The sequence below is a fragment of the Coleofasciculus sp. G1-WW12-02 genome, from assembly GCF_040219735.1.
In the GTDB taxonomy this organism is placed as follows: Bacteria; Cyanobacteriota; Cyanobacteriia; order Cyanobacteriales; family Coleofasciculaceae; genus Coleofasciculus.
This window is the reverse complement of sequence record NZ_JAVJRX010000009.1, coordinates 53,532-79,490: the sequence shown is the minus strand read 5'-3', so window position 1 is coordinate 79,490 and position 25,959 is coordinate 53,532. Positions and strand designations below refer to the sequence as shown.

Genomic DNA, 25,959 nt, shown 5'->3' with positions numbered 1-25,959 from the left:
GACACTAATCAGGCTTGGTTAATCGAGAATCCTTGAACCAGCCGCGACGCCAAAAAAAGAAGCAGAGAGACGCCGCGATTGTGATCATCACTCCCCAACAGACAAAGTATCCCCAACGCCAGGTTAATTCTGGCATATATTGGAAGTTCATCCCATAAACCCCAGCGATAAAGGTGATTGGAATGAAAACCGTTGACATTACGGTCAATACTTTCATCACCTCATTCATTTTATTGCTGACTGAGGACAAGTAAACATCCATCAAACCTGAAGCTAATTCCCGATAGGTTTCCACCATATCCAAAACCTGAATTGTATGGTCATAACAGTCCCGGAGATAAATACGAACATCTGAACTAATCAAATCACTACCGTCGCGAATTAGTGAATTAATCGCACTGCGTTGGGGCCAAATCGAACGGCGTAACGCCAGTAATTCCCGACGAACCTGGTAAATTTTCTCCAGAGTTTGATGACTAGGGTTGAGAATCACTTCATCCTCTAAAGCCTCAATGCGTTCCCCATAGTCTTCTAGTACGGGAAAAAACCCATCAATGATCGCATCTAAGAGCGCATAAGCCAGATAATCCGCACCCGCTTGACGTATTTTACCCTTATTTGCCCGAATGCGATCGCGTACTGGTTCAAAACAATCCCGTTCTGGTTCCTCCTGAAATGTCAGCAAATAGGATTTCCCTAAGATAAAACTCACTTGCTCAATCCAGAACCCATCTTCTGTGGGTTTAGGCATGACCATCTGGGATATAATCAGTAACTGGTCGTTGTAATCCTCCAATTTTGGGCGTTGAGGAACATTAACAACATCCTCCAATAGCAGGGGATGTAACCCAAAAATTTGTCCCACACTTAATAAAATATCTTCACTGCCTAACCCCTGAATATCAAGCCAAGATACAGAGTCACTTGTCAGGTAAGGTATACAGGCGTCTGGGGTTAAATTGGTGACGCGATTGGCGTGGCTTTCGTTGTAGTCAATCAGAACGATGAATGATGGACAAGCATCTTCATCAATGCTTAAGGTTCCCGGTAGACTCCCTGGCTTATCATAGAAATACTCAAATAGATCTTCGTCGTCATCGTCATCATCTGATTTTGTGGCTAACCTGCCCCCTGGGAAACGTCGTTGTGTCATTTAGCGCTCCTTTTTATACTTAGGATAAGGATTATTCCGTGACTTGGCACAAAGATTTAGTTTAATCCATTCAACTTCTTGTTTTAATCCATCAGTATCCATCCAACCTACATATCCAGCAAATTTACAGTTATCTTTATCATCATAAACATAAATATAATGAACTTGAACCGGATTAACAACGAGATATAGGATTCCACTCTTATCTGGAAAATTGAGCGACTGTAAAGTTCTATTGGTCGGACTATCTTTGGTAAAATCCAACATCTTCTTAGTCATGCCGCGAACTTTATCTAAACGATTAATCACATCTCGGATAATTCCTTGACTTCCCAGCATATTAGACGTAACTATATTAGCAGTTTGGGAACAATGCCAATAAGAACCATGAGCATCAGCGACACCTAATGCAAGTGCTGCTTCAAATTGACCAACAGCACGGGCAGCTTTTTCAGCTAGATTGGCATCAGTCGAGATATATTCATCTCGAAAAAAGATGTTATCAGAGAGTTGGAGATTTAAGCTTGACCGCAGCGGATAAGCAACCAAATCTGAGGAATGAATGATATTCCGCCATCTTAGCGGTTGGTTTTGATAACGATTGGCAAATTGTTTAAGTTTGTCTGGACTAACCTCTAACATCATATTCAGGAATAAAATGGGTGATCCCATTGTTGTTATGCTCTTAAGATGCACTTTTCTGATGTTTCCAGACTCGCTCAAGCCATGAATCACGGCTCGAATATCATGAGCTGGGTCTTCAGTGCTGAATCTATCGGAAAATAAGATATCCCATAGGATAACACTTCCCAGCGAGTGGGTAATGATATGGAGTTCTGTTTCTTCAGGATTCTTAGTCAGGAAATCGGATAGCTGTTGGGCAATTAGCTTTCTGATAGCAGCACCGCGTTCAGGATTTAGGTAACTTAAAAAATCTCCGCCGAACTCTGATAGGAATCCTTCCCGAAATTCTCGATAACGGAAAATATCATCTGGGCTAGTTTTGGGATACTCTTTCTTAAGTTCCTGCAAGTCTTGATGAATACAGTTCCATATCTTGCCAACATCCTTTAGGACATTTGCCCAAAAACAAGAATAAAAATGGGGACGAGATTCTCCTAGTTGATCAAACTCTTCCTGAATGAGACGTTGTAGTGGATCGGCATATCTGACGTTGGATGTGGCAACACCATGAATAAAAAATACGAGCATAGTTTAATCCTTCTCTGCCATCGTCTCATCCAGTGTTACTCAAAAAATAGGCGATCGGCAAATTTAATAATAGGAGCCAAGAGAGTTCTTGGTGAATATCATGACCAAACGTCAAGTTGAGATTTTTACGGCTGACTGTCCTCTGTGCAATGAAACAGTTAAGTTGGTGCAAGAACTGACTTGTCCCAGTTGTGAGGTATCGATCTATGACCTACGAGAGAGTACCTCAACAGAGAAAGCCCAGCAGTATGGAGTCAATGCAGTTCCCGCGCGCGATCGCTATCAACGGAACACTTGTCCTCAGGGGCAAGCCTAATCGAGAAAAACTCCAAGCGGCTGGCATTGGTCAGCCCCTGTAGAAAGAGGCTTTTGAAGCATCTTCACTCTTAAAACATAGAAATTGACCACCAGATTCAAACACAAAAAATGACAACTAAGACGCAATCTGTAGAATCAAAAATTCACGATTCCCCAAACTGGTACAAACGTCTGTTTGCTTGGCTGATGGCTCACGGTACTGCCAAGTACGAAGCCCAAATGACTGACCAGAAGCAAGCCTTATTTGCTGACTTGCATGGTAATGTTTTAGAAATTGGTCCTGGTACGGGTCCTAACTTACCCTATTATCCGTCCGACATCCATTGGATTGGGATTGAACCGAACCCATTTATGCATTCCTATCTGAGACGAGAAGCAGAACGCCTTGGCTTAGACATTGACCTTCGCCGTGGAACCGCTGAACGATTGGATGTCGAGGATAACAGTATAGATGCTGTTGTCAGCACCCTTGTCCTGTGTTCAGTGGATAGTCTCGCCGCGACGTTACAGGAAGTCTTACGGGTTCTCAAGCCTGGTGGACGCTTCTTTTTCCTCGAACATCTGGCTGCGCCAGAGGGTACGAGGTTGCGGCGGGTACAATATTGGGTGAAACCCTTATGGAAAATTCTGGGTGATGGTTGCCGTCCCGATCGCGAAACCTGGGTAGCATTGGAGAATGCGGGGTTTGAGCGAGTGGATTACCAGCATTTTCGAGCAGACATTCCTGCGATTGTTAGCCCACAGATTATTGGTGTAGCAACCAAGAAAGACAACTAGGATCACAGTCTATCAACCTGGGAAATTTCCCGTTATAGCGCCAGCTTAACGGGAGAGAACGTCACAAAAGCAGCCTGTCCAACTAGACAAGCTGCTTTTGTCATGAATTATAGGATATGGGTGAGGACTACATCATACCCATGCCGCCCATGCCGCCCATGCCACCCATGCCGCCCATGCCGCCCATGCCGCCCATGCCGCCCATGTCAGGCGCTGCGGACTTCGGCTCAGGTTTCTCGACAACCAGGGCTTCGGTGGTTAAAACCATTCCGGCAATGGAACCGGCATTCTGAAGTGCTGAACGCACAACTTTAGCGGGATCGAGAATACCCGCAGCAATTAAGTCTTCCAACTTGCCCGTTGCCGCATTGTAACCGATATTGCCTTGGCTCTCTCGGACTTTCTCGACAATCACCGCACCTTCAACCCCAGCATTATCTGCCATCTGACGCAGGGGGGCTTCTAAGGTTTTGGCAACAATATCCGCACCGATTTGTTCTTCAGCATCCAGGCTAGCTTTGATGGCATCAACCTTAGAAATTAAGCGAATCAACGTGGTTGCACCACCAGGAACAATCCCTTCATCGATCGCGGCTTTGGTGGCATTCAGGGCGTCTTCAATCCGCAGTTTGCGATCTTTGAGTTCTGTTTCTGTGGCGGCACCCACTTTAATCACCGCTACACCACCGGCAAGTTTAGCAATCCGCTCTTGCAGTTTCTCTTTATCGTAGTCAGAATCGGTTTCGTCAAGCTGTTTGCGGATTTGAACAATGCGCTTTTCCACTTCTGACTTGGTGTCACCACTGGCGACAATGGTGGTTGAGTCTTTGTCAATGGTGATTTTCCGCGCCGTTCCCAGCATATCAGTAGAAGCGGTATCTAAGGTGAGACCGATTTCTTCGGAAATGAGCTGACCCCCAGTCAGAACGGCAATATCTTGCAGCATCTGCTTGCGGCGATCGCCAAATCCTGGCGATTTGACGGCGGCGACGTTGAGAACCCCCCGTGCTTTGTTTACCACTAGGGTGGCTAAGGCTTCCCCTTCGACATCTTCAGCGATAATCAGTAAGGGTTTGCTGGCACGGGCAACTTTTTCCAGGATGGGAACTAATTCTTGGATGTTATTAATTTTTTTATCAGTAATCAGGAGATAGGAATCTTCAAATTCCACCGTCATCCGTTCCTGATCACTGACAAAGTAGGGCGACAGATAACCCCGGTCAATTTGCATCCCTTCCACGACTTCAAGTTCAGTGGAGAGCGATTTTGACTCTTCTACGGTAATTACTCCATCCTTGGTTACCTTGTCCATCGCCTCGGCAATCATTTGCCCGACTTCCTCGTCGTTCCCGGCGGAGACGGTGGCGACTTGCGCGATCGCATCGCCAACGACGGGTTGAGCCATGGACTGAATTTCTTTAACCAGATGATTAATGGTTTTCTCAATCCCTCGACGTACAGCAACCGGATTGGCACCAGCTGCAACGTTTTTGAGTCCTTGCCGAATCATCTCCTGTGCCAGAACGGTAGCGGTTGTGGTACCATCGCCGGCAATTTCTTTGGTCTTGGATGCGACTTCTCGAATCAGTCGCGCACCCGTATTTTCTAAGGGGTCTTCCAGTTCAATCTCTTGGGCGACGGTGATACCATCATTAACAATCTGGGGAGCGCCAAAGGACTTCTCTAGCAGCACATTCCGCCCTTTGGGTCCAAGGGTAATCCGGACTGCATCTGCTAGAGCATTGACTCCCCGCTCTAAAGCTCGCCGTGATTCTTCGTTAAACGAAACGATTTTTGCCATAGGGTTCCCAATACTTACTCGTTACTCCATTAGCAAATTTAGCACTCTTGTTACGCGAGTGCTAATTCTGGTGCGGTTCGGTTATTACGGTAGAAGGCAGGAAGCAGGAGGTAGGAGGGTAAGAGGTGGTGTGGAGTCAGCGCTGAAACTCAGTCCCCGTTAGGATAGAGAGAGTTGAGTTGCTTTTTAATTGTTATGACAGAAACCAAACCTCTTGACGAAATTATTCAACGACTGGATGCCCTTTCTCTAGAGCAGTTGTTAGAGGCTAGGACAAAAATCGATAGTTTGATTCAATCAAAATATACCTTAATGAAATCAAAAGATTTATTGAATACCGAGAATATTCGTAAGGATAATATTCCAGTATCTCTTTATCGAGATGTTTGTCGAGATATTTTGGCAAAACTTGAAAAAATAACTGATTCAGCCTATACAATCTCGAAAATATCGAACGGTCCAAGTGTTAATTATAGTCTGAGTTTCATTGACCAATCTTCACTCCCAGAAACGGAAGATGATTCCCTAAAGGATGTCATCGAACTGGTCAATGGCTGGATGGCTGATGAGTCGGGATACGATGAAGAAACCTATCCTCAAATTGAGGCGGGTCTAAATCATAATCGGTTATCCTTGTAAAACTCAGATGACTAGAGCTGTATTGTTAGATACTCATCCGTTGAGTCAGGTTGTACATCCGAGGATAAAACCAAATGTCATCAATTGGTTGCAATCTTTACAAAATCAGGAAACAGCTTTGCGGGTGCCAGAAATAGCCGACTATGAACTTAGACGCGAATTATTAAGATCTGGAAAACGAAAGAGTATTGATCGTCTCAATCAGATCAGCCAACCTCCCCGCTTTATCCCCCTGACTTCTTTAACAATGCGAAAAGCCTCAGAATTATGGGCGTGGGTACGAAACCAAGGTCAACCTACTGCAAGTAATGATAGCTTAGATGGCGATGTCATCCTTGTCGCCCAAGCAATCTTTCAGTTAGACAATTTTGATGAAGTGGTAATTGTCACAACAAACATTAAACACATATCGCGCTTTCAAGGTGAAGGGATAGGTGTTTGGGATTGGGAGCAAGCGCTCCAAGACTTAAGCTAAAGTTTATCAATTCGTCATTCGTCCTTTATCGGTGGGGAGGGCAGGTTTTGTTGTTCATTTATCGGTGAGGAGGGCGGTTTTTGTTGTTCATTTATCGGTGACTAGCTGAATTAATTCCCTAAACCCGCCCCTACAATTGACCCTAAACCCGCCCCTATAATTGAGTTATAACCTATTCCTTCAACCATTGTAAAAGGTCAGATTCGCTGATCTGATTAATACCTAATTCTTGGGCTTTTTCTAATTTAGATCCGGCATCTTCACCAAGGAGCAAATAGTCCGTTTTAGAACTCACTGAACTGGTTACTTTCCCGCCAGCTTTTTGAATTAATTCTTTTGCCTCATCTCGCTTCAGTGTGGGTAATGTCCCGGTAATCACAAAGATTTTCCCCTGCAATGGTTGAGATGTGGCTTCTGTAGACACGGATTTTAGTTCACCCGTCAGTTGCAAATTTGCCTCTCGCAGTCGATTGATTAAGGTCTGATTACTGGGAACTTGAAACCAATCATAAACTGATTGGGCAATTTCCGATCCAATTCCATAGACGCTTTCAATATCAGTAACACGGGCTGCGGCTAATTGGTCTACACGAGGAAACTGTTGCGCTAAAATTTGAGCATTCACACTACCCACATAGCGAATCCCTAAACCATACAAAACTCTTGACCAAGGTTGAGTTTTGGACTGTTCAATTTGGTGAATCAATTTCTGAGCGGATTTTTCACCCATTCGTTCTAAAGAGGTTAACTGATCTAAAGTAAGTTGATAAAGATCCGCAACGGAATGGACTAAACCGGAATCAACAAGCTGATTAACTAGCTTTTCTCCTAACCCGTTGATATCCAATGCACTACGACTTGCCCAATGGTTGAGTGAACCTTTGACAATCGCGGGACAAGACGCATTAATACAGCGGGTTACCGCCTCCCCTGGGGGACGCACGACGGGTTGATGGCACACCGGACAATCAGTAGGCATTTGTACGGGTTTAGCATCGGGTGGACGTAATTCTGGAAGCACCCGCACGACTTCGGGGATAATTTCCCCGGCTTTGCGAACAATGACGGTATCACCGATATGAAGATTTAATTCCTTGATGCGATCGCGGTTATGTAAAGTAGCGCGTGAAACCGTTGTCCCGGCTAGCTGTACGGGTTTGAGTTCCGCCACTGGAGTTAACGCCCCAGTTCGTCCCACCTGAACTGTAACATTTTGCACCAGTGTGGGGGATTCTTCGGCGGGATACTTGAGTGCGATCGCCCATCGGGGAAACTTTTGGGTAAAGCCTAATTGTTCTTGTAGCGAAAACGAATTCAGCTTAACCACAACCCCATCAGTCATGTAAAGTAAACCACGCCGTTGACTATCCCAATATTGATAATACTCCTCCACCTCTGCTAGAGACGAGCAACGTTTCCGATGGGGATTCACCCGGAATCCCAAATCACGCAGAAATTCCAAAGCTTCCCATTGGGAGTTCAGCGTTGGCACTGTTTCCAGTTCCTCTGATCCGGGAAGATGTAAGGTATAGGCAAAGAAATCCAACTGTCTGCGATCGACTATTTTTGGATCTAATTGCCGCAAAGTACCCGCTGCAGCGTTCCGAGGATTGGCAAATAAAGCTTCCCCGGCGGTTTCCCGTTCCCGATTAATCCCTTCAAATACATCCAAGGGTAAAAACGCCTCGCCCCGCACTTCTACAATCGGGGGCGGTGTTTGTGCCTTTAACCGTAAGGGAATCGAACGAATCGTGCGAATATTCTGGGTAATATCTTCCCCTGTGACACCATCGCCCCGTGTTACTCCCCGCACTAATATGCCGTTTTCATAAGTGAGTGCGATCGCGGAACCGTCTATCTTCAGTTCACAGATGTATGCAAACTCCTTGATATCCGGCGCATAACGTTGCCACCGTTCTTGCCACTTCGCCAACTCGTCTAAATTAAACGCATTCTCTAAACTATAGAGGGGGATATTATGGCGAACCGAGGAAAATTCTGATGCAGGTTTCTCTCCCACGCGCTGAGTCGGACTATCCGGCGTAACTAATTCAGGATACTGGGTTTCTAGGTCTTGCAGTTCCCGATAGAGTTGGTCATAGACGGTATCCTCCATCATGGGATTGTCGAGGACATAGTAGGCATAACTCGCTTGTTGCAGGAGGTTTCGCAGTTCTTGAACCCGCTGCTTGACATGGGTCATTTGTCTTTCGTCCTTCGTCATTTGTCCTTCGTCCTTCGTCATTCTATAAAATCTTATTCCCAATACTTCCAATCCCTCTGCGTCCCTCTGCGCTTTCCCTCTGCGTCCCTCTGCGTTAAAAAACCACATAAACTTGGGCGTTTACCCGCACTGAACAGCATCCAAAAATACTCAATTCATTTAACTAATCTTTAATAAAATTCAGCGGTTATACTCGGTAAATAAGCGACTTGTATAATCATTAAACAGAATACCGGAACTCTCAATGTGGAAATCATCTGTCGAGTCACTAAACGCGGGTCGGATTCAGAAGATTTCTCTTCTGTCCAATAGTAACCCAATTCTCTACTCAGAAATCATCCAGCTATGGCAGCATAATCAAGCTTTTCGGGCATTCTTCATCTCCCTACTCGCCGATGCTCCATTTTCCGCCTTTTTCTGGGAAACACCAGCTATCAGCGACGCGACTGTAAACCAGGTATTCGAGTTTGTTCTAGTTGATAGTCCATACCTGGCAAATGTACAAGCTGATCCCAGTGATTTTGCCCGCCATTTTGCCGCCGCAGGAGAGAACGAGTCAATTATTACTTTTCCGAATCTGGGAAACGATGCGTTGCTGGTTGTTCCTTGTCCACAAGCCTCTACCTCTCCATACTGCCATCTGGCGGCTTTTATGCGTGAGGCACCCGAACATCAGCAGCACGCCTTGTGGCAAAATGTGGGGTCAGCGTTAGAACAACGGCTTGATGAGCATCCCACCTGGTTAAGCACCTCTGGTTTAGGGGTGTATTGGTTGCATATCCGGCTAGATTCACGACCGAAGTACTACACTTACCAACCATACAAAGTTATTTAAACTTTACCCTGACATAAGACACTGAAATTGAGTAGATTCTCTGTTACCTGTGATTAAGACATGACTCAAACTAAAATTGATTTCCCCCCTGCCTTTCCTGACCATACCCAACTACCCGAATCTGATGGTACGTTTGTGAAGAATTTCCAAGAACATCCTCAAAGCCTAATTTTGACCGATTCCATTGGTTCAGTTTTGCAGCAACTTCATCCTGATGGTGACTACGCCATTGGACAAGACTGCGGTATTTACTGGCGCGAAACCGAACCCCCAGAAAAAGGTGCAGAGGCTCCCGATTGGTTCTATGTTCCCAATGTTCCCCCATTTGTAAATGGTGAAATCCGTCGTTCTTATGTTCTCTGGCGGGAATTAATGGCACCAATGATTGCCTTAGAATTTGCCAGTGGCAATGGAGACGAGGAACGAGATGCTACACCCTTATCCGTTTCTGCTGAAGGAGCAACCACTAAACCCGGTAAATTCTGGGTGTATGAACGGATTATTCGCATTCCTTACTATGGCATTTTTGAAGTCAAAAACAGAAAACTAGAGGTTTATAATTTGCTAAATTTTTCTTATCAAAAACTCCAACCGAATGAACGGGGGCACTATCCGATTACGCCCTTAGGAGTAGAACTGGGACTTTGGCACGGAACTTATCAAAATCAAACTCAATATTGGCTGCGTTGGTGGGATAGTGAAGGCAATCTTTTGTTAATTGGTGAAGAACGCGCCCAATTAGAACGTCAACGTGCCGAACAAGAACGCCAACGCGCCGAACAAGCCGAGCAAAAAGCGGCAAGATTGGCGGAACGATTAAGAGCCATGGGCATTGACCCGGATTCAGAATAGATAGAGTAGTGGACTGACACAGCTAAAATTGTGGGATAGGTTGTAGGTTGGGTTGACGCATGTTACCCAACGGAATCTAGGGCTGAGGTTCCCTTACTACAAGCCGAATTACGGAAAAGAAACCGTAGGGGCGCAAGGCTTGCGCCCTTCCCGATACCGCATCAGACGGGAAATTACGATAAAGCATTTTTGCTGTCGTGACGTACAGCGTTTTGGTGGGGGCACTTCCGGTTGTAGAATAATAGGGTAAAATTCCCGCCCAACAGGTTGAGTCCGAGAGAAAATACAGGAGGAATGAACCGCAGATGCAGGAACACCAGGGTCATCCGAGCATCCCATCTCAAGACTGGTTATGGTCCTTTTGGTTTCCTGTACCCCTGTATCCTTATGGCAAACGACGAACTATCCGTGTGGAAGTGGTGAAGGATAGGATTTGGACGTTTGACCAGATTCAGGGCATTCTCTATGTGGTTGTACCCATTCGCATGACGGTGATTAAGCTGGATGCTGGGGGTTTGTTGGTCTATGCGCCTGTTGCACCAACTCCGGAATGTCTCCGGCTGGTTCAGGAATTGGTGGCAGAGCATGGTGATGTTAAATATATCATTCTGCCCACGGTTTCGGGTATTGAGCATAAGGTTTTTGTGGGTCCGTTTGCCCGGAAGTTTCCCCAAGCCCAGGTTTTTGTTGCGCCGCACCAGTGGAGTTATCCTCTGAATTTGCCCCTGAGTTGGCTGGGTTTTCCGAGGAAGCGTACCCATGTTTTACCCGCAGATAGTCGCCAAACTCCTTTTGCGGATGAATTTGATTATGCCTTACTCGGTCCTGTGGATTTGGGATTGGGACTCTTTGCCGAAGTGGGATTTGTGCACAAGCGATCGCGCACGCTACTGGTGACGGATACTGTAGTTAGTGTACCCGAAGATCCCCCTGCGATCGCGCAACTTGATCCCTATCCCTTATTATTCCATGCCAGAGATCATGCCTTAGATATCGTTATCGATAATCCGATGACTCGCCGCAAGGGATGGCAACGCATCTCACTATTTGCATTTTACTTCCGCCCCAGCGCCTTGGACACAATACCCTTCACTCAGGCGTTCCGGGAGGCGAGAAAGGCACCGGATTGGTCAAAGCAAGCCTATTTCGGTTTATTTCCCTTCAAATGGAAAGCCGGTTGGCAGAAATCCTTTGACGCCTTGCGGGGAAATGGGCGTCCCTTTGTCGCGCCAATTCTACAAACTCTGATTCTCAACCGCGCCCCCAAAGAAACGTTGAACTGGGTGGATAAGGTAGCCAGTTGGGATTTTCAACGGATTATTTCCTGCCATTTGGAGGGTGCAATTGCGGCAAATCCGGATCAGTTTCGTCAAGCTTTTGGGTTCCTGGAACCGGATTTAAAGGTTAGTGAAAATAGCGGGAATCAAGACAATCATCCGTTACCAGATAATGATTTTGAACTTTTAAGGCAAATCGAAGCAACGTTAAAGCGACGGGGTATTTTACCGCCAGTGTAATTCCTCTAGAACTATGAACGAAATCGACCACTAAATGACTATGTAATTGCCGAAATTTAGCCTTACTATTTCTACAGATCATTCCTCATATTCTACCCAACTATTCGGTGTCTCTGATACCGCAACTTTGAGCTGTACCCCTTCAGGAATGCGTTTTTTGGTTTCGTCATAAATGTATTGAGCGATCATTTCTGCGGTGGTTTCATAATTATCGGGTAAAATTTCATTAAGAATTCCGTGATCTAACCCGCCTTTGGTTACATCTTTTTTTGCCCAGCGCAAGCTTTTGAAATCAGCAACCATAACAGCGTGGGGACAGTATTCGGAGGCGTGTAGGGTTGAGGATGTTGCTTCTAATCGAACTTTATAGGTATGTCCATGCATCCGACCACAGGGTCCGTCGTAGTCTTTGATATAGTGGGCGCTATCAAAGGTAAATTCGGTTACCAGTTTCCATTTAGACATATTTTTTACCGTTGATCATTTTTAATTCGTTATAAAATCATTCCATTCACGATTTAGTCGGGGCGGGTTTAGTTCAATCGGGGTGAGGTCAGAAAGGATAGTTGTGAAACCCGCCCCTACACATAAATAAAAATTAGGTTTCCCGAAGGTTGTGAAGGCTCAGAACTTAAAATTAAACACTCAAAAGTTAACACTATTTCAGAGTTCAATGCTGATTTGATATAACAACATGGGTTCGTCAATTCCTCTTAAGAGGCGATGTTCACTGTTAGTAATTTGTAATTGCAAATGATTTTTGACCGCTTCATACACTATCCAGGAAATACAAATTCCACCTGGTTTTGCCTGAGATTGTAAACGGGCGGCAATATTGACGCCATCTCCCTGTACATCGGTTCCGTTGAAAAAGACATCGGCTAAGTGAATGCCAATGCGATGCTGTAATACCTCTTGGGTAGGTAATCCTCTGGCGGCGAGGGAGAGGGTTTTTTGAATGGTTTGGGAACAATCAACGGCTTTAACGGCGGAGACAAAGTACATGAGTAATCCATCGCCCATGGATTTGAGAACCTCTCCTTCAAATTGGTGGCATAATTTGGTCATCAGTTTGAGATCACGATGAATGGCGGCTAGGGTGGGTTGCTGGTTTTCATGCTGCTTTTGGGTAGAGTCTTTGATATCGGTAAAGACAATAGCGGCTAGGACATTATCCCCCAGAGAATGGGGAATGATTCTGCCTCTGTATTCTTTTGTGTCTTGACTTTGAAGTTTTTCGAGATGCAGTCGTTCGCGAAAATACTGGCGGTATAAATCGTTGCGAATACTCACCTGATTTCCCACCAGATAGACTAATCCCATACTATTGAGTTTAAACGCGATCGCGCCTTTTAGCTGCACCGGGCGATTGGCTTCTAGAACTTGGGTTAGGGCGTCGGCTAAGTCGGGATGTTTCTCTAAATGCCAGCGATGTAAGCGCAAATGATCTGCATAGATTCCGGTTTCAGTAGGGGCGTCTTCTAGAAGTTTACTTAAGGTAATATCCTGACGGGCAATTTTATACAACGCTAATCGGATGAGATGGGGATGTCCGCCTACCATTGCCATCAGTTGTTTGACATCATTCCAAGTGAAGTCTAAACCATGTCGCTGGGCTAAGTCTTCCACCTGATGGGCATCAAATTCGGATAATTCAATCGGTAATCCGACATTAAAGGGGGATTGGTCATTACTTAGGGGAATATAAACTTCTGTCCCATGGACAATAATCAGGCGAAAGTTTTTCCAAATTTCATGTTGTTTTGCCTTTTCATGCCAAGCCCGAAGTAAGCCAAAAAAGTCATCGGCGACATGTTCGTGAGGGAAAATTCGGTCTACGGCATCGAGTCCTAAAACCAGGGGAGTTCTGAGTGTGGGTAATAGATACTTTTCAAAATAATTGGTACAGTTTTTTTTACTGCCCAGAAATTTACTCCAACGGTTTTCTAACTGAATGGGTAGGTGTAAGTCATCGGTAACGGTAGCACAAAACCATTGCAGGAATTGATTTAAATCCGCAAAGACTTCCCGTTCAGCTAACTCAAAGTTTAAGGCGACAGACCGACATCCTTGTCGTTCGGCGTGATACAGTAATCGCACCATTAGGGAGGTTTTACCCATTTGTCGTGGTGCTTTTATCCGAATCAAACTTCCTGGCTTACTGATTTCTTCATAGGCGCGAGATTCATCCCCTGGACGTTCGACATAGCAGGGTGAGGCTAAATCAAGCTGTCCTCCGGGTAATTCCCAGATGGGGGATGGGAATGTGGTTGTACTCAGGGGGAGAGGTTGTGGGGGGGTCAGAGTATGGGACTTGTCGGTATCTGCGTCTGGTAATCCTTCGAGGATTAAACGTAAACTTTTTATTGTAACTCGTTTCCCGGTGACTTCAGATAACTGTTTCCATAACTTGGGCGCTAAATCTCGCTGGACGGTATTCTGGCTATAGCCCATGACTTGAATGGTTTTGAGTTTTTTGCCGGCTAAGGCTTGACTCAGGATAGTCTTTTGGGCATCGTTAAGTACGCTTCCTGTCTTCTGGGCAATCCAGTGATCTGCCAATTCGAGCAGTTTTATGACATCTACATCTGCCATCTGGCATTCCAATTCCTACCTCTGATGACCACGCTAGCATAAAACTGAATTTTCTGAATTTTCTGAATTTTTTGAATAATCTGAAGGTTAGGTTCAGTGAAAGTTCTGAATTTTTTGACTAAAAGTGCTGAATAAGAAAGCGAATCAATTTATGCTGATTTTTTTACCATTAAAGCATAAACTGGCGTTGCCGTCTTACAAGTGTAATATTAAGCAAGAGGAGGCGATTGAAATCGCTGCTACACAAACAAAGTCCGCCTGCGCGGACTGGGTTTTAACGGGGGTAGCTAACCCGGATTTGGTATTAGTCAGGGGGGACGGCGATAGCTAGGGGGGTTTATCCGTGGAATGATTGATGGGATTCCTCAATGCCAAAGTGTTACAAGAAATTAGAACTCTCCTTCAAAGTTATACTCGATCCAAAATAGAGACGAATGGGAGAGTCATGCTGGATTGGTTTGCGGCTTGGGGTGTCTATTCTGTTACTGGCTTTGTGTTTCGGGAGGTGTTAACGCCTCTGGCGAAGGGAACGCTGGAAGATTACACTAAAGATTTTCTTAAGGATTGTATTCGGGATTTTTCTGGGTGTTTTGAGGACGATACGCTGAACACGGTTGTCGGGAAAGCCTTGAAAGAGTTTCTGGTGTTGGTTCAGCAGGAGTTGGAAGATGCTGAGGTGTCACAGGTGGAGGTGGAGGAGTATTCTCCAGGGTTAACTAAGTTTATTCACAATTCATCGGTGAAGGGGATTCTGGGGAGTGGGTTTCAGGATGAGTGTTTGAGTTTGGATACTCAGGAGTTGGGGAATCTATGGTATCAGCTTAACTTGCGATCGCTCCCTGAAAATTTTGATTGGGAACAGGTGGGGAAGCGGTATCTCAGAAAAGTCAAGGCGTTAATCCGGGAATCGCCTGAATTGCGGGAGATTCTGGATTCGCAGAAGTTGGACGCGATCGCACGCTATACTCAGGAGTCTGCGGGGATTATACCAGAGTTTGATTTGCGCCGCTATCAGGAGGGTTTACGAGAATCTTATGGCAATCTGCGCTTAGATAGTTTGGATACCACAGGCTGTGCTTATAATGCGCTGAAGTTATGGCGAATATTTATAGCACAAAACGTGCGAAAAATCCATGAAGTTTTGCCGCAAGTGTATGAATTGCCCAAGGAACATCAGCTGCGATCGCGGGAAACGGATCAGTTAGATCCAGATTTTCAGTTAGGGGAATTAGAACGCTATCAACGGGTGTATTCAGACGCGCCGATACAGTCGGTTTTGGATGTTATTAATGATAAACGAAATTATCCCTATCTGGTGATTTTAGGTGACCCGGGTTCGGGGAAGTCTACGTTATTACAGTATCTGGCATTAATGTATGCCCAGTCGCCGCTACAGAATGCGATTTCTCTAGCGATTCCCATCTTAATTGAATTACGCACCTATATGCGGAATCGGGATTTGGGACAATGCCAGAATTTCTTAGAGTTTTTGCATCAAAGTAGTGGGGCGATTTGTCATCTGAATCAGCATCAACTCCAGGAACAGTTAAAGGCGGGGAACGTGTTGATGCTGTTTGATGGGTTGGATGAGGTATTTGATTCGGGGAAACGGGAGGATGTAATTACTGATATTCATCGCTTCACCAATGAGTATCCAGATGTGCATGTGATTGTTACGTCTCGCGTGATTGGGTATAAGCCGCAGCGATTACGGGATGCGGAGTTTGATCATTTCCTGTTACAAGAGTTGGATGAGAAACAGATTCAGGATTTTATCTATCGTTGGCATGAATTAACTTTTAGCGATGAGGTGGATAAGGGTTGGAAGCGAGAACGATTACAACGGGCAATCGACACGTCAAAAGCGATTCAGGAATTAGCCGGAAATCCCCTATTGCTGACGATGATGGCAATTTTAAATCGGAATCAGGAGTTACCCAGAGATAGACCGGAATTGTATCATCAAGCGTCACGAGTTTTACTACATCAATGGGATGTGGAACGGGCGTTAATTGAGGATTCCCGTCTTGATCCGAAAACGATTGATTATAAGGATAAGCAGGCGATGTTGCGCCGAGTGGCGTATGTTATGCAAGCCACGGATCAGGGATTGGCGGGGAATTTGATTCGGGCGGAGGATTTAGAACGGATTTTAACCGAGTATTTGAGAACTATCGATGTGAATCAGGCGCGGTTAGTGGCGCGGGTACTGATTCGTCAATTACGGGAACGTAATTTTATTCTGTGTTATTTGGGGGCGGATTATTATGGGTTTGTGCATCGGACGTTTTTGGAATATTTCTGTGCATGGGAGTTTATTTGGCAGTTTAAGGAGACGCGGCGATTATCACTGGAGGAGTTGAAAACAGAGGTTTTTGGCAAGCATTGGCGGGATGAATCTTGGCATGAAGTTTTGCGGTTGATTGTGGGGATGATTGAGGAGTCGAGGTTTGCGGGGGAAATTATTGAGTATTTGATGAATCAGGAGGGGGAAGATGAGAAGTTTATGAATGTGTTTCTGGCGGCGCAGTGTTTGGAGGAGGTGAAGAATCGACAGGCGATAGTAGCGGTAGATAATCAATTGCTTGAGCGGTTGAAAGAATTGACTCAGTATGGTTATATTCGCTCTGGGTTTTACTATAACAGAGATTTTGAGTATCTACGCATAGTTGCAGTAATTCGTAGTCAAGCAATTACTGCTATCACTACAAATTGGAAAGATGATCCTAAGACGTTACCATGGCTCAAACAACTGATTCAATCTGATAATTATGGATCTGTGCGAGGTGGTGCGGTAAAGGAATTGGTAAAAGGATGGAAAGAAGACCCGGATACTTTACCCCTGCTTAAACAACTGATTCAATCTGATGATAATTGGTATGTGCGAGGTGCGGCGGTAGAAGAATTAGCGAAAGGATGGAAAGAAGATCCTGATACTTTACTCCTACTCAAACGACTCATTCAATCTAGTGATGATGACAATCTACAAGCTGCGGCGGTAGAGGTATTAGCGAAAGAGTGGAAAGAAGACCCTTATACCTTGCCCTTTATCAAACAACTCATTCAAGGATCTCATAAGGATTGGTATGTACAACGTGCGGCGGTAGAAGAATTAGCAAAAGGATGGAAAGAAGACCCCGATACTTTATCCCTACTCAAACAACTGGTTCAATCTGATGTTCGTGATGCTGTGCGAGGTGTGGCACTACAGGAACTAGCCAAGGGATGGAAAGAAGACCCTGATATTTTACCACTGCTTAAACAATTGATTCAATCTGATGATCATTGGAATGTGCGACGTGCAGCGGTAGAGGAATTAGCAAAAGGATGGAAAGAAGACCCCGGTACTTTATCCCTACTTAAACAACGACTTCAATCTGATGATGATCGGGATGTGAAACGTGCTACGATAAAGGAATTGGTAAAAGGATGGAAAGAAAACCCAGATATTTTACTCCTGCTTAAACAACTGATTCAATCTGATAATGATGGGTATCTGCGAGGTGTGGCAGTACAAGAAGTAGCCGAAATATGGAGAGAAGATCCTGATACTTTACCCCTGCTCAAACAACTGATTCAATCTGATAATGATGGGTATGTGCGACATTCAGCAGTACAGGAATTAGCGAGAGGATGGAAAGAAGACCCTGATACTTTACCCCTGCTCAAACAACGGATTCAATCTGATGATAATGGGAATGTGCGACGTGCGGCGCTACAGGAATTAGCCAGAAGATGGAAAGAAGATCCGGATACTTTATCCCTGCTCAAACAACGGATTCAATCTGATGATGATGGGGGTGTCCGACGTGTGGCGATAGAGGAATTAGCGAGAGGATGGAAAGATGAGCCGTGGTTATTTGAATTATTGTACAATTGCGCTATTCATGACCCCTTTCAACGTGAGGAAGACAGGGAACAAAACCCTCGGCAAATTGCACTCGATAACATCATCAAGCGGTATCCTGACCATCCCAAAACGCTAACCTTATTGCGCGATAGGGCAGAAAATGATACTGATGAAAAATTGCGGGAGTTCGCCCAGAATAAGTTAAAGCAGTTCACACAAAATCATTAAACGGGTGCGTCGCTAAAGCGACGACTACAAACAGGTTTCTCTCCTATCTTGTACCTGTTCTATTAACCTGTCTTGGGTTTAAACACAGGGCGACCCGATAAAATTGAGAGGGTAGGTGTTGTTGATTTATGCAGCGGGTCGCCCCTACAGGTTTTGATATTATGTTCGGTAAAATCCGCCCTGATTTATACATTAAAAAAGATAATCCGGGACGCTAAATCAGGGCACGATAATATCGTGCCCCTACCGAATCAATGATTTCTAATCGGTGGTAGGGGCATGGCATTGCCATGCCCTATCTATTATCTCTGGCGACAAACTTTAACGGGAATAGGTTAATCTATTTGCACCTGTTCTATTAACCAGTCTTGGCTTGAAACACAGGGCGACCCGATAAAATTGAGAGGACGGGTGTTGTTGATTTATACAGCAGGTCGCCCCTACAATAGGTTATATTATTTCGGGTAAAATTCGCCCTGATTTATACATCAAAAAAGACAGGTAAAGGTGGCGAATATTCCCATTTTTGCGATACCATAAAATTTGCTAGTCATTCTTTTTTATAGGCGTTTCTACCTGCATCGGCGGAATCTCATCTGCTGTTAAGGTGACGATTTTTCCATCCCGCCAAATGCTAATCGATTGACCGAGCCTGCGGTGTCTTTCAATGGCTTGGGCAACGGCGGCTTTGACTCCAGCATCAATTTTCTCTGATAATGAACTAGGTTCACTCATATTAACCTCCTAGAATTTGGTTAAGAATGTCTTGATCATAGATAACGGGTTCCTGGTTAATGCCGCATTCAGCAATTAACTGAGGGACTTCACTAGAGTTATTATAAATCCTCCAGGTATCACACAAAGGTAAAAACAACTCAACCAAGTTTTTTCGTCCTCTTTCATAGCGTCGGCGAATTACATCTTTCGGAATAGAATGTCCTCCACTCTCCACCCGCCGCCGCACTCTTGCGATGGCTAATTCTGGGGATTTTAACCAGAAATAAATGAGATTAATGGTATAGCCTTTAGTTTTACAGTTTCTTAGAAATGAAGCATAGGTACGTGAAGCGAGAGTTGTTTCAAAGGCGAAGTTAGCGCCAGAATCTGATAAAATGCGTAAACGCTCTACCATTAAGCGTCCAGCTTGGATGGCAACTGATTCGGGATTGAGAGGGGAGAGTCCAGTTGCAATGGCATCGGCATTAACATATTCAAAAACGTCTAAAAAGTTGGGTAATACGATTAAAGCCGTTGTGGTTTTTCCTGAGCCGTTGGCACCACTAATCATATAAAGTTCAGGCATTAGATTGAGTTTGTAGTAATGGTTTTATCCTGTAGCTAAATCAGGGCACGATAATATCGTGCCCCTACCGAATCAATGATTTCTAAACGGTGGTAGGGGCATAGCATTGCCATGCCCTATCTATTATCTCTGGCTTATCTCATTAGTCCGCCTACGCGGACTTTGTTTGTATAGCCGCGATTTTAATCGCCAGGGCTTAAGTTGAGACTTCTGCATAAGTTCGAGTCGCTCAGAGTTAGATCCGACTGCACAAATCTTGATTCTCGCCAATCAATCTTAAACTATGGAGGTACAACCCTTGAGACGATATCCTCGCCCACGTAGCCCCTGATACACGAGTGATGAGCAACGAATTGAGCGCCGTAAGAATCCCTACTAATACAGCCTCCCGATATTGGAGTGCGATCGCGATTGATGCAGCCGGGAGACGCCAAGTCCGGGAAATTACCACAGCTAAGGCATTTTTCCTCCAATCATTCCCTGATTTTACCCCAGATACTCAAGTATCGGATACCCAAATTCAGCGTCAACTCTGGTACTGGATGCAGGATGCAGGGGAAGCTGGGGGAGCAGAGGGAGCTGGGGGAGCTGGGGGAGCTGGGGATGCATGTAGAGACGCGCCATGGCGCGTCTGGGAAGCTGATCACAGTAGTATTGCTCAACTTTGCCTCAAATGCTTTATGTCTGGGCAAATTGACTACGTTTGTCGGGGGTTAGCTAGTCGGTTTGGTGCGGAACATGGCTTTACCAGTACCGATTTATTACCCTTTGTCTTAGACGAAGACATCGGTAAACCCCGCCGCCATTCTCCCACCTACCAATCCTTCCTGGATGAAATCTTACAGAGTTTTGACCCCGAACAAAGCAGCCTCGCCACTTGGACAACTCGTCGAGTGAAACACCATAAACCCCTAAATCAGTTTCTACTTGAACATGGGATTTATCTAGTTAGTGATTGGGCAATCCTAAACGATACCAAACCCAAACAACTACACCGTATTTTCGCCGAGTTTCACCAATTAACCCCACCGGAAATCCAACAAGCCCAACAGCTTCTGGAAGCTTATCACGCCATCTATCGCAGTCAACGCCTAAAACAACGTCTCGCCGGAGTTAAAGGAAAATGTCACCCCCCCACCCCCGAACAATTACAGCAAATGGCGCAATGTCTCTCCCTTCCCCTACGCCCCGAAACCCTCCTCAGCCAACTGCAACTCATCGCCTCTCGACTGCGTGACTACCGAATCTATGTACGTGGCGGGATGTTAAAAAGCCAATCTTTGGACGCAACGCCGAATGAACCTCTAGATATCCCCTATTCTGAACCCACACCCGATGAACAAAGCGAATTTTTAACCGCCTATCGCCAACAATTTCTTCAGGGTTTAGATACAGCCATCGCCCAAATAACTCGCGATCGCACGACGAAATTACAGCGCCGAGATTCCCAAAAAGCCCAACAGTTTCTCACGGCGTTGCATTTGTTTCACTGTCAAGGACAATCTATGTCCGATATTGCCCGAAACTTTAACTATAAAGGACAATTTCAAGTTAGCCGTTTACTGAAACTGAAAGCCTTTCGCGCCGATATTCAACGGGAGTTACTGGTTTATTTAAGCGATCGCATCCTGGCGGAAGCCCAACGCTATACCAATATCCAACGCCTGCAAACCATTCATCAACAGATTCAAGACGCGATCGCGCAACAAGTAACCCAGGTGCTCGAAGAGGCGGCGACAGAAGCTAGTACCGCCACCCATGAACGCCATCATAAGACCCACAGTCTCTTTACCCAAAGACTCTGCCTTTATCTGGATAACAGGAGTAATGTATCATGACTTTCTACTCAACGACTCAACCGGGGCTTGATGGTGACGCTTTCGCCATTGAAACCATCCAACTTTCTGACGATGCGATTAATCAAGCCATTCACCTCGCCCAACCCATTGCCAACGAACAACGCCAATGGCAAACTTATCTTAATGCTTTAGCTTTATTTGGTTTCGAGGAATGGTTAGCCGAACGCAGTTGTGAGTTAACGGTAAATCGCGATCGCACGTCCCTGTTCGATCCGGCTACAGCAAATCTCATTGAAGCCGTTTGTCATCTTAATGTAAATGGGTTTAACCTCTGTCTGATTGCCCAAGGTAGCCTCATCGATGATCAGGTATCCTTACCCAGAACCGTTGTCGATATCCCCGAATTCATCCCCCATTTCTACGTCGTCGTAGACGTACAAGAGGAAGAAGAAACAGCCGTCGTTAGAGGGTTTCTCTCCTATCCCCAGCTAATCGAACAACGGGATACTCTGGGGTTAGCGGTTGAGGATGATTGGACTTATTCATTCCCCCTCAATGCCTTTGATTGCGACCCGAATCATCTATTATTAGAATTACGCTGTTTAAACCCCAGAGCCATTCCCCTCCCCCCAATACCCAATGATCGCCGCCTGCAACTTGCCCATAAGCGATCGCAACTCGAAACCAAACTCCCCCAATTCCAGTCTCCGGCGTTCCAACTGTGGCAGATTTTAACCTGGGAACAAGCTACCCTAGTGCTAACCCGTTCTGAGTTACGCACCTGGCTGTATCAATTGCAAACCGATCCCCAAAGCCAATCTATCCTACAGAACTACCTGTCTGATTTACTCAGCCGATTAACCCGAAACGTGATTAATGTAGGACGCTGGTTACAGGATGAATTAGACGAACTCGCCCAAGAACTCTCCTGGCAACTCCTGCCTAGTTTAACCCCAGCTAGCGCCATGCGATCGCCTACCGCCGAATTGGATGCGATCGTGCAACAACTGGAGTATAATAATCTCCAGATTCCGCCTCAAGCTAAGGGGGCGTATCATAATCTCCAGGTAGCAGACACACCCCTACGCTTGTATGCGATAACGTGGCCCCTATTATCTGGAACAGTCCCCGAATGGGCGTTACTGCTCATTTTAGGCACACAGTCCCCAACGGGTTTCCCAGAAGGTTTAACATTACGGATTAGTGACCAAACAGCGATTTTAGTCGAACAAGAGTTAGATGCAAGTAGTTCCTATTTCTTTACCAGTGTAGTGGGAACGAGGCAAGAGACATTTAGGGTCACGATTCGTTTAGGATCGGATATTGAACACACCCTGCCTGCCTTTGGTTTCAATCTCTAGGATTAGGCATAATGGAATAGCTCAAGCCCTGAAGCATCCGCCCGAAGTTCAAACTCGCGGCTAAGAGCTACTGTTAAAATGGACTAAAACTCTTATGTAGTCGTCTAAAGACGACTTGAGCTTTGGGTTCCTTGGATTTTAACCCAAGGCGATTGTTAAATTTTGCCTTCTGCTTCTGTCATCTGCCTTGTTCTGGTGTCATCTGCTCGATCTTGTAGACTATTGTTTTAGCCCCATGTATTTGTCCTTACCCCAACGACTTAACTCACTCAGCTTGGCGACAGCGACGCTGCTGTTGACATTCCTATCGCCGATTTCCCTATCTCCTTCTCTGTCTGTGTCTCTATCGACGCAGGTACAAGCACAAACCCCTCAAGATCAGGTTAATGAAGCCGAACAGTTGCTAAAGGAAGGGCGTGATCTGTATCAGCAGGGTCAAGCGCAGGCGGCGTTAAATCGACTGCAACAGGCGTCAGCGTTATTTGAGACAGTCAAAGCCCCCCAGGGAAAAGTGATGACTCTGACGCAAATGGGTCGAGTGTATGACAGTCTCAAGCAGTACGAGAACTCCTTAGAGGCTTATCAGCAGGCGTTAGAGATTGCCCAAGAAATTAACGATCGCCAGGAGGAAGCCATCATCCTCGATTATATGGGACTCGCCTATAACAATCTACAGCAGTACAATGATGCGATCGCTCATCATCAGAAATCACTGAAACTCTTCCAAGACATCGGCAATCGCCGCAGTGAAGGCATTGTTTTGGGCAATATTGGCATCGCCTATCTGGCACAAGATCAAGATGCACAAGCCTTACCCTTTCTCCGAGATGCTTTAGTCATTTATCGTGAAGTTGAGGATAAACCGGGAGAGGGCATCATCCTGGATTACTTAGGATTAGCCTACGGTAAGATGAATCAGTATGCCGAGGCGTTAGAGTCTCACCAGCAAGGATTAGCGATTTTTGAAGAACTAAACATTCCGCGATCGCAAGCCATAACCTTGTACAATATTGGTACAGTTTATAGCCAGCAGGGAAAAGTGAAAATGGCGCAAGAGTCCTATCAAAAAGCATTAGCCATTTTTGAACAAGTCGATGATTCAGAAGGGATTAGAGCCACCCGTTATCAAATGGAAACACTTGAACAATAGTTGAACCTTAACTTATGGTCAATTATTCACAGATCACCAAACAATAAATCCCCATGTTTTCCCGACTCGTCAATTCCCCAATCAGGAATGATCAATGACCAATGGCAACGAACCAATCTCCAAAACCGAAGCCAAGCAACTCCTGGAACGTTTAATTTTTAGCGATGAACGTCCTCAAGACTGGGTACAGGATGTTTGGGGATTGAGTCCAACCTTAGGAGAAAGTGGTGCAAAATTACTAGAGGTATTTGAAGCGTTGATTGAATGTTGTCCTGACGATAAATTGGAAAATTTAATCCAAATTTACTATCAAGACAAGTTTTAAAGGAAACACCCCATTCAATTAACGCCTACTTCTCGAAAGCAGTCTTGACACATCAGCATGCATCAGGGCAATATTTGGGTCACGTTGAATCGCTTGATAGTAACGTTGCTCTCGATTTGTCCCCGCTTCATCAGGAGAAACCAGAGAACGGGCTTCGTCTAACAGTTCATTTGCCTGATGCAACGTTATCGGCTCTTTTGCACTCAACGCTTCATCAATCTGGACGATAAATTTAGAGAAAGGGCGTAGCCAACTAAACCATTCATCTTGGACAACCAATTGAAAAAACTCTCCTTTTGAACGAATACGCCCATGAAACCGTTCATACATATCGCGTTCCGAGTCGAGAAGTGCTTTATGCAGTTGCAGCAGCGCCCCACGCACATCGCGCAGGCGTTGAAATGGTAGGTTTGCGGGAGGATAGGTAAAAGACATGAACCAGAATTGCGATCGCTACTTTCTTTATCTTAGAGTGAAATTAACCCTGTGTAGCGTGTCATTCGCTTCCGCGTGAAGTTAAATCCCGATAATACCTTAACCCTACAGTGGGAATAATTCGTCTTTTATCATCTATCCCTATCAACGAACCCTCTATTACGTCTACAAAAACCCAGCGAATCCAGCCGTTCAAGCTTTCTTGGGTTATGCGAATTCACCCCAAGGTAAGCAACTGATATCAGCAGGAAATTGAGTGGGAGCATGAAGCGTGAACGCAGAAAATGTTTAAACTAGAAGCTAACAAAAAATGGGGCGGTAGCCCACCCCACAGATATCAATGATTGCTCACTGAACGTTTAAGCCGGATCAGAAACAGTTAAATCCGTTGCCACAATCCCAGGAAAGGTTTTGTTAATGTTTTGATCAACATTACGATAGCCGACAGAGCCATCGGACTTACGGAAGTAAATTCCCCCTTCTGATTGAGGATCACCGATTAACTGCACCCGATTGTCCAGATCGTTATAAACATCCCAACGGGTGTAAGGATCCGGTGCCCAACGCGCCCAACGTCCATCCGTGGTAATTGCCCACAGTCGCCCATTTTTACCTACAGCAATCTGTTTAGCGGTAATACCAGGAAAGGTTTTATTAATGTTTTGATCAACATTACGATAGCCGACAGAGCCATCGGAGTTGAGGAAGTAAACAGCACTCTTTGTTGTAGGATCAGCAACGAGTTGAACCCGATTATCCAGATCGTTATAAACATCCCAACGGGTGTAGGGAGCCGGTGCCCAACGCGCCCAAGACGAGCTTTGAATTGCCCAAGGACTTGATGTATCTTGATTCGCCCATGCGGGTTGGTTGGGCAGTAAACAAACCGTAGAAACAACCATCAGCAACACGATCAGAATCGTTGCCAACCGTTTGAATCGGCTGAAAAACTGGGTCATAGTTATCCGTTTTATCCTTAAATTAAATTAATTTTTGGCGCTTAATCCTGCGATCGCAGTGATTAAACTTACCGCTTCAAATTGTATGGCTCTTTCAGAACAACTGTCAATTTTGTTACAAAAAATTACCAGATAAGTGATAATGAACAAT

Annotated in this window: 22 protein-coding genes and 2 pseudogenes; 14 read left to right on the top strand and 10 right to left on the bottom strand. The window is 45.3% G+C overall.

The features are described 5' to 3' along the window. Window positions 1-4 precede the first annotated feature (4 nt). Window positions 5-1,153, bottom strand: coding sequence for a magnesium/cobalt transporter CorA (gene corA / locus RID09_RS01210; RefSeq protein ID WP_446334130.1), 1,149 nt, complete (start codon window positions 1,151-1,153; stop codon window positions 5-7). After that, window positions 1,154-2,365, bottom strand: a complete 1,212-nt coding sequence (locus RID09_RS01205) for a hypothetical protein (RefSeq protein WP_446334129.1) — start codon at window positions 2,363-2,365, stop codon at window positions 1,154-1,156. It abuts the gene before it with no gap. A 100-nt stretch (window positions 2,366-2,465) separates the two neighbouring features. On the opposite strand from RID09_RS01205, the pseudogene RID09_RS01200 reads away from it, so the two are divergent. After that, window positions 2,466-2,724, top strand: a pseudogene (locus RID09_RS01200) (thioredoxin family protein). A 67-nt stretch (window positions 2,725-2,791) separates the two neighbouring features. Further along, window positions 2,792-3,460, top strand: coding sequence for a class I SAM-dependent methyltransferase (locus RID09_RS01195; protein WP_446334128.1), 669 nt, complete (start codon window positions 2,792-2,794; stop codon window positions 3,458-3,460). 127 nt (window positions 3,461-3,587) lie between these two features. Here RID09_RS01195 and groL read toward each other — a convergent pair whose 3' ends face one another. Then, window positions 3,588-5,261, bottom strand: coding sequence for a chaperonin GroEL (gene groL / locus RID09_RS01190; RefSeq protein WP_446334127.1), 1,674 nt, complete (start codon window positions 5,259-5,261; stop codon window positions 3,588-3,590). Window positions 5,262-5,456: 195 nt separating this feature from the next. Between groL and RID09_RS01185 the strand changes: the two genes are divergently transcribed. After that, complete coding sequence (locus tag RID09_RS01185; RefSeq protein ID WP_446334126.1) at window positions 5,457-5,900, top strand: hypothetical protein; 444 nt, start codon at window positions 5,457-5,459, stop codon at window positions 5,898-5,900. Between the two features lie 7 nt (window positions 5,901-5,907). Next, window positions 5,908-6,375, top strand: coding sequence for a hypothetical protein (locus RID09_RS01180; protein WP_446334125.1), 468 nt, complete (start codon window positions 5,908-5,910; stop codon window positions 6,373-6,375). Window positions 6,376-6,547: 172 nt separating this feature from the next. Here RID09_RS01180 and ligA read toward each other — a convergent pair whose 3' ends face one another. After that, window positions 6,548-8,599, bottom strand: coding sequence for an NAD-dependent DNA ligase LigA (gene ligA / locus RID09_RS01175; RefSeq protein ID WP_446334124.1), 2,052 nt, complete (start codon window positions 8,597-8,599; stop codon window positions 6,548-6,550). Window positions 8,600-8,843: 244 nt separating this feature from the next. On the opposite strand from ligA, the gene RID09_RS01170 reads away from it, so the two are divergent. The 3 genes from RID09_RS01170 to RID09_RS01160 all read left to right on the top strand — a co-directional run bounded on the left by RID09_RS01170 (window position 8,844) and on the right by RID09_RS01160 (window position 11,803). Then, window positions 8,844-9,434: a DUF6940 family protein gene (locus tag RID09_RS01170; protein ID WP_446334123.1), complete on the top strand. Its 591-nt coding sequence runs from the start codon at window positions 8,844-8,846 to the stop codon at window positions 9,432-9,434. Between the two features lie 60 nt (window positions 9,435-9,494). Then, window positions 9,495-10,286, top strand: coding sequence for a Uma2 family endonuclease (locus RID09_RS01165; protein ID WP_446334122.1), 792 nt, complete (start codon window positions 9,495-9,497; stop codon window positions 10,284-10,286). Between the two features lie 305 nt (window positions 10,287-10,591). Beyond that, window positions 10,592-11,803, top strand: coding sequence for a DUF4336 domain-containing protein (locus RID09_RS01160; RefSeq protein WP_446334121.1), 1,212 nt, complete (start codon window positions 10,592-10,594; stop codon window positions 11,801-11,803). Window positions 11,804-11,881: 78 nt separating this feature from the next. Here the strand turns inward: RID09_RS01160 and RID09_RS01155 are convergent, their stop codons facing one another. Beyond that, window positions 11,882-12,268, bottom strand: coding sequence for a 6-pyruvoyl trahydropterin synthase family protein (locus RID09_RS01155; protein WP_446334120.1), 387 nt, complete (start codon window positions 12,266-12,268; stop codon window positions 11,882-11,884). Window positions 12,269-12,466: 198 nt separating this feature from the next. Further along, window positions 12,467-14,398 (bottom strand): AAA-like domain-containing protein, encoded by a 1,932-nt coding sequence (locus RID09_RS01150; RefSeq protein WP_446334119.1) that lies wholly within the window; start codon window positions 14,396-14,398, stop codon window positions 12,467-12,469. A gap of 124 nt (window positions 14,399-14,522) precedes the next feature. Here RID09_RS01150 and RID09_RS01145 point away from each other — a divergent pair, with 124 nt between their 5' ends. Together RID09_RS01145 and RID09_RS01140 are read left to right on the top strand one after the other, a co-directional pair. Then, on the top strand, window positions 14,523-14,729 hold the full coding sequence (locus RID09_RS01145) for a hypothetical protein (protein ID WP_446334118.1): 207 nt from the start codon (window positions 14,523-14,525) through the stop codon (window positions 14,727-14,729). A gap of 114 nt (window positions 14,730-14,843) precedes the next feature. Next, entirely contained in the window at window positions 14,844-18,476 is a 3,633-nt protein-coding gene (locus tag RID09_RS01140; RefSeq protein ID WP_446334117.1) for a HEAT repeat domain-containing protein, read from the top strand. Between the two features lie 546 nt (window positions 18,477-19,022). On the opposite strand, the gene RID09_RS01135 is transcribed toward RID09_RS01140, so the two are convergent. Beyond that, window positions 19,023-19,211, bottom strand: a complete 189-nt coding sequence (locus tag RID09_RS01135; RefSeq protein ID WP_446334116.1) for a hypothetical protein — start codon at window positions 19,209-19,211, stop codon at window positions 19,023-19,025. 1 nt (window position 19,212) lies between these two features. After that, window positions 19,213-19,779 (bottom strand): zeta toxin family protein, encoded by a 567-nt coding sequence (locus tag RID09_RS01130; RefSeq protein WP_446334115.1) that lies wholly within the window; start codon window positions 19,777-19,779, stop codon window positions 19,213-19,215. Between the two features lie 341 nt (window positions 19,780-20,120). Here RID09_RS01130 and RID09_RS01125 point away from each other — a divergent pair, with 341 nt between their 5' ends. From RID09_RS01125 to RID09_RS01110, 4 genes are all read left to right on the top strand, one after another. Next, complete coding sequence (locus RID09_RS01125; RefSeq protein ID WP_446334114.1) at window positions 20,121-21,617, top strand: hypothetical protein; 1,497 nt, start codon at window positions 20,121-20,123, stop codon at window positions 21,615-21,617. Then, on the top strand, window positions 21,614-22,939 hold the full coding sequence (locus RID09_RS01120; protein WP_446334113.1) for a DUF1822 family protein: 1,326 nt from the start codon (window positions 21,614-21,616) through the stop codon (window positions 22,937-22,939). Before RID09_RS01125 ends, RID09_RS01120 begins: the two co-directional genes overlap by 4 nt. A 235-nt stretch (window positions 22,940-23,174) precedes the next feature. Next, window positions 23,175-24,089 carry a tetratricopeptide repeat protein gene (locus tag RID09_RS01115; RefSeq protein ID WP_446334112.1) on the top strand — a complete coding sequence of 305 codons (915 nt, stop codon included), beginning with the start codon at window positions 23,175-23,177 and terminating at the stop codon, window positions 24,087-24,089. A 94-nt stretch (window positions 24,090-24,183) separates the two neighbouring features. Beyond that, window positions 24,184-24,414, top strand: a complete 231-nt coding sequence (locus RID09_RS01110) for a hypothetical protein (protein ID WP_446334111.1) — start codon at window positions 24,184-24,186, stop codon at window positions 24,412-24,414. Window positions 24,415-24,432: 18 nt separating this feature from the next. On the opposite strand, the gene RID09_RS01105 is transcribed toward RID09_RS01110, so the two are convergent. Beyond that, entirely contained in the window at window positions 24,433-24,849 is a 417-nt protein-coding gene (locus RID09_RS01105) for a hypothetical protein (protein ID WP_446334110.1), read from the bottom strand. Window positions 24,850-24,985: 136 nt separating this feature from the next. Between RID09_RS01105 and RID09_RS01100 the strand changes: the two are divergent. Continuing rightward, window positions 24,986-25,105, top strand: a pseudogene (locus tag RID09_RS01100) (phosphate ABC transporter substrate-binding protein); the annotation flags it as partial. A 103-nt stretch (window positions 25,106-25,208) separates the two neighbouring features. On the opposite strand, the gene RID09_RS01095 reads toward RID09_RS01100, so the two are convergent. Continuing rightward, a complete protein-coding gene (locus RID09_RS01095; RefSeq protein WP_446334109.1) occupies window positions 25,209-25,808 on the bottom strand; it encodes a hypothetical protein in 600 nt (199 codons plus the stop codon). Between the last annotated feature and the right edge of the window lie 151 nt (window positions 25,809-25,959).

Bases quoted from the DNA above. Each gene is read 5' to 3' on its own strand.
- corA (WP_446334130.1), bottom strand. From the start codon at position 1,153: ATGACACAACGACGTTTCCCAGGGGGCAGGTTAGCCACAAAATCAGAT.
- RID09_RS01205 (WP_446334129.1), bottom strand. From the start codon at position 2,365: ATGCTCGTATTTTTTATTCATGGTGTTGCCACATCCAACGTCAGATAT.
- RID09_RS01195 (WP_446334128.1), top strand. From the start codon at position 2,792: ATGACAACTAAGACGCAATCTGTAGAATCAAAAATTCACGATTCCCCA.
- groL (WP_446334127.1), bottom strand. From the start codon at position 5,261: ATGGCAAAAATCGTTTCGTTTAACGAAGAATCACGGCGAGCTTTAGAG.
- RID09_RS01185 (WP_446334126.1), top strand. From the start codon at position 5,457: ATGACAGAAACCAAACCTCTTGACGAAATTATTCAACGACTGGATGCC.
- RID09_RS01180 (WP_446334125.1), top strand. From the start codon at position 5,908: ATGACTAGAGCTGTATTGTTAGATACTCATCCGTTGAGTCAGGTTGTA.
- ligA (WP_446334124.1), bottom strand. From the start codon at position 8,599: ATGACGAAGGACGAAAGACAAATGACCCATGTCAAGCAGCGGGTTCAA.
- RID09_RS01170 (WP_446334123.1), top strand. From the start codon at position 8,844: ATGTGGAAATCATCTGTCGAGTCACTAAACGCGGGTCGGATTCAGAAG.
- RID09_RS01165 (WP_446334122.1), top strand. From the start codon at position 9,495: ATGACTCAAACTAAAATTGATTTCCCCCCTGCCTTTCCTGACCATACC.
- RID09_RS01160 (WP_446334121.1), top strand. From the start codon at position 10,592: ATGCAGGAACACCAGGGTCATCCGAGCATCCCATCTCAAGACTGGTTA.
- RID09_RS01155 (WP_446334120.1), bottom strand. From the start codon at position 12,268: ATGTCTAAATGGAAACTGGTAACCGAATTTACCTTTGATAGCGCCCAC.
- RID09_RS01150 (WP_446334119.1), bottom strand. From the start codon at position 14,398: ATGGCAGATGTAGATGTCATAAAACTGCTCGAATTGGCAGATCACTGG.
- RID09_RS01140 (WP_446334117.1), top strand. From the start codon at position 14,844: ATGCTGGATTGGTTTGCGGCTTGGGGTGTCTATTCTGTTACTGGCTTT.
- RID09_RS01135 (WP_446334116.1), bottom strand. From the start codon at position 19,211: ATGAGTGAACCTAGTTCATTATCAGAGAAAATTGATGCTGGAGTCAAA.
- RID09_RS01130 (WP_446334115.1), bottom strand. From the start codon at position 19,779: ATGCCTGAACTTTATATGATTAGTGGTGCCAACGGCTCAGGAAAAACC.
- RID09_RS01125 (WP_446334114.1), top strand. From the start codon at position 20,121: ATGAGCAACGAATTGAGCGCCGTAAGAATCCCTACTAATACAGCCTCC.
- RID09_RS01120 (WP_446334113.1), top strand. From the start codon at position 21,614: ATGACTTTCTACTCAACGACTCAACCGGGGCTTGATGGTGACGCTTTC.
- RID09_RS01115 (WP_446334112.1), top strand. From the start codon at position 23,175: ATGTATTTGTCCTTACCCCAACGACTTAACTCACTCAGCTTGGCGACA.
- RID09_RS01110 (WP_446334111.1), top strand. From the start codon at position 24,184: ATGACCAATGGCAACGAACCAATCTCCAAAACCGAAGCCAAGCAACTC.
- RID09_RS01105 (WP_446334110.1), bottom strand. From the start codon at position 24,849: ATGTCTTTTACCTATCCTCCCGCAAACCTACCATTTCAACGCCTGCGC.
- RID09_RS01095 (WP_446334109.1), bottom strand. From the start codon at position 25,808: ATGACCCAGTTTTTCAGCCGATTCAAACGGTTGGCAACGATTCTGATC.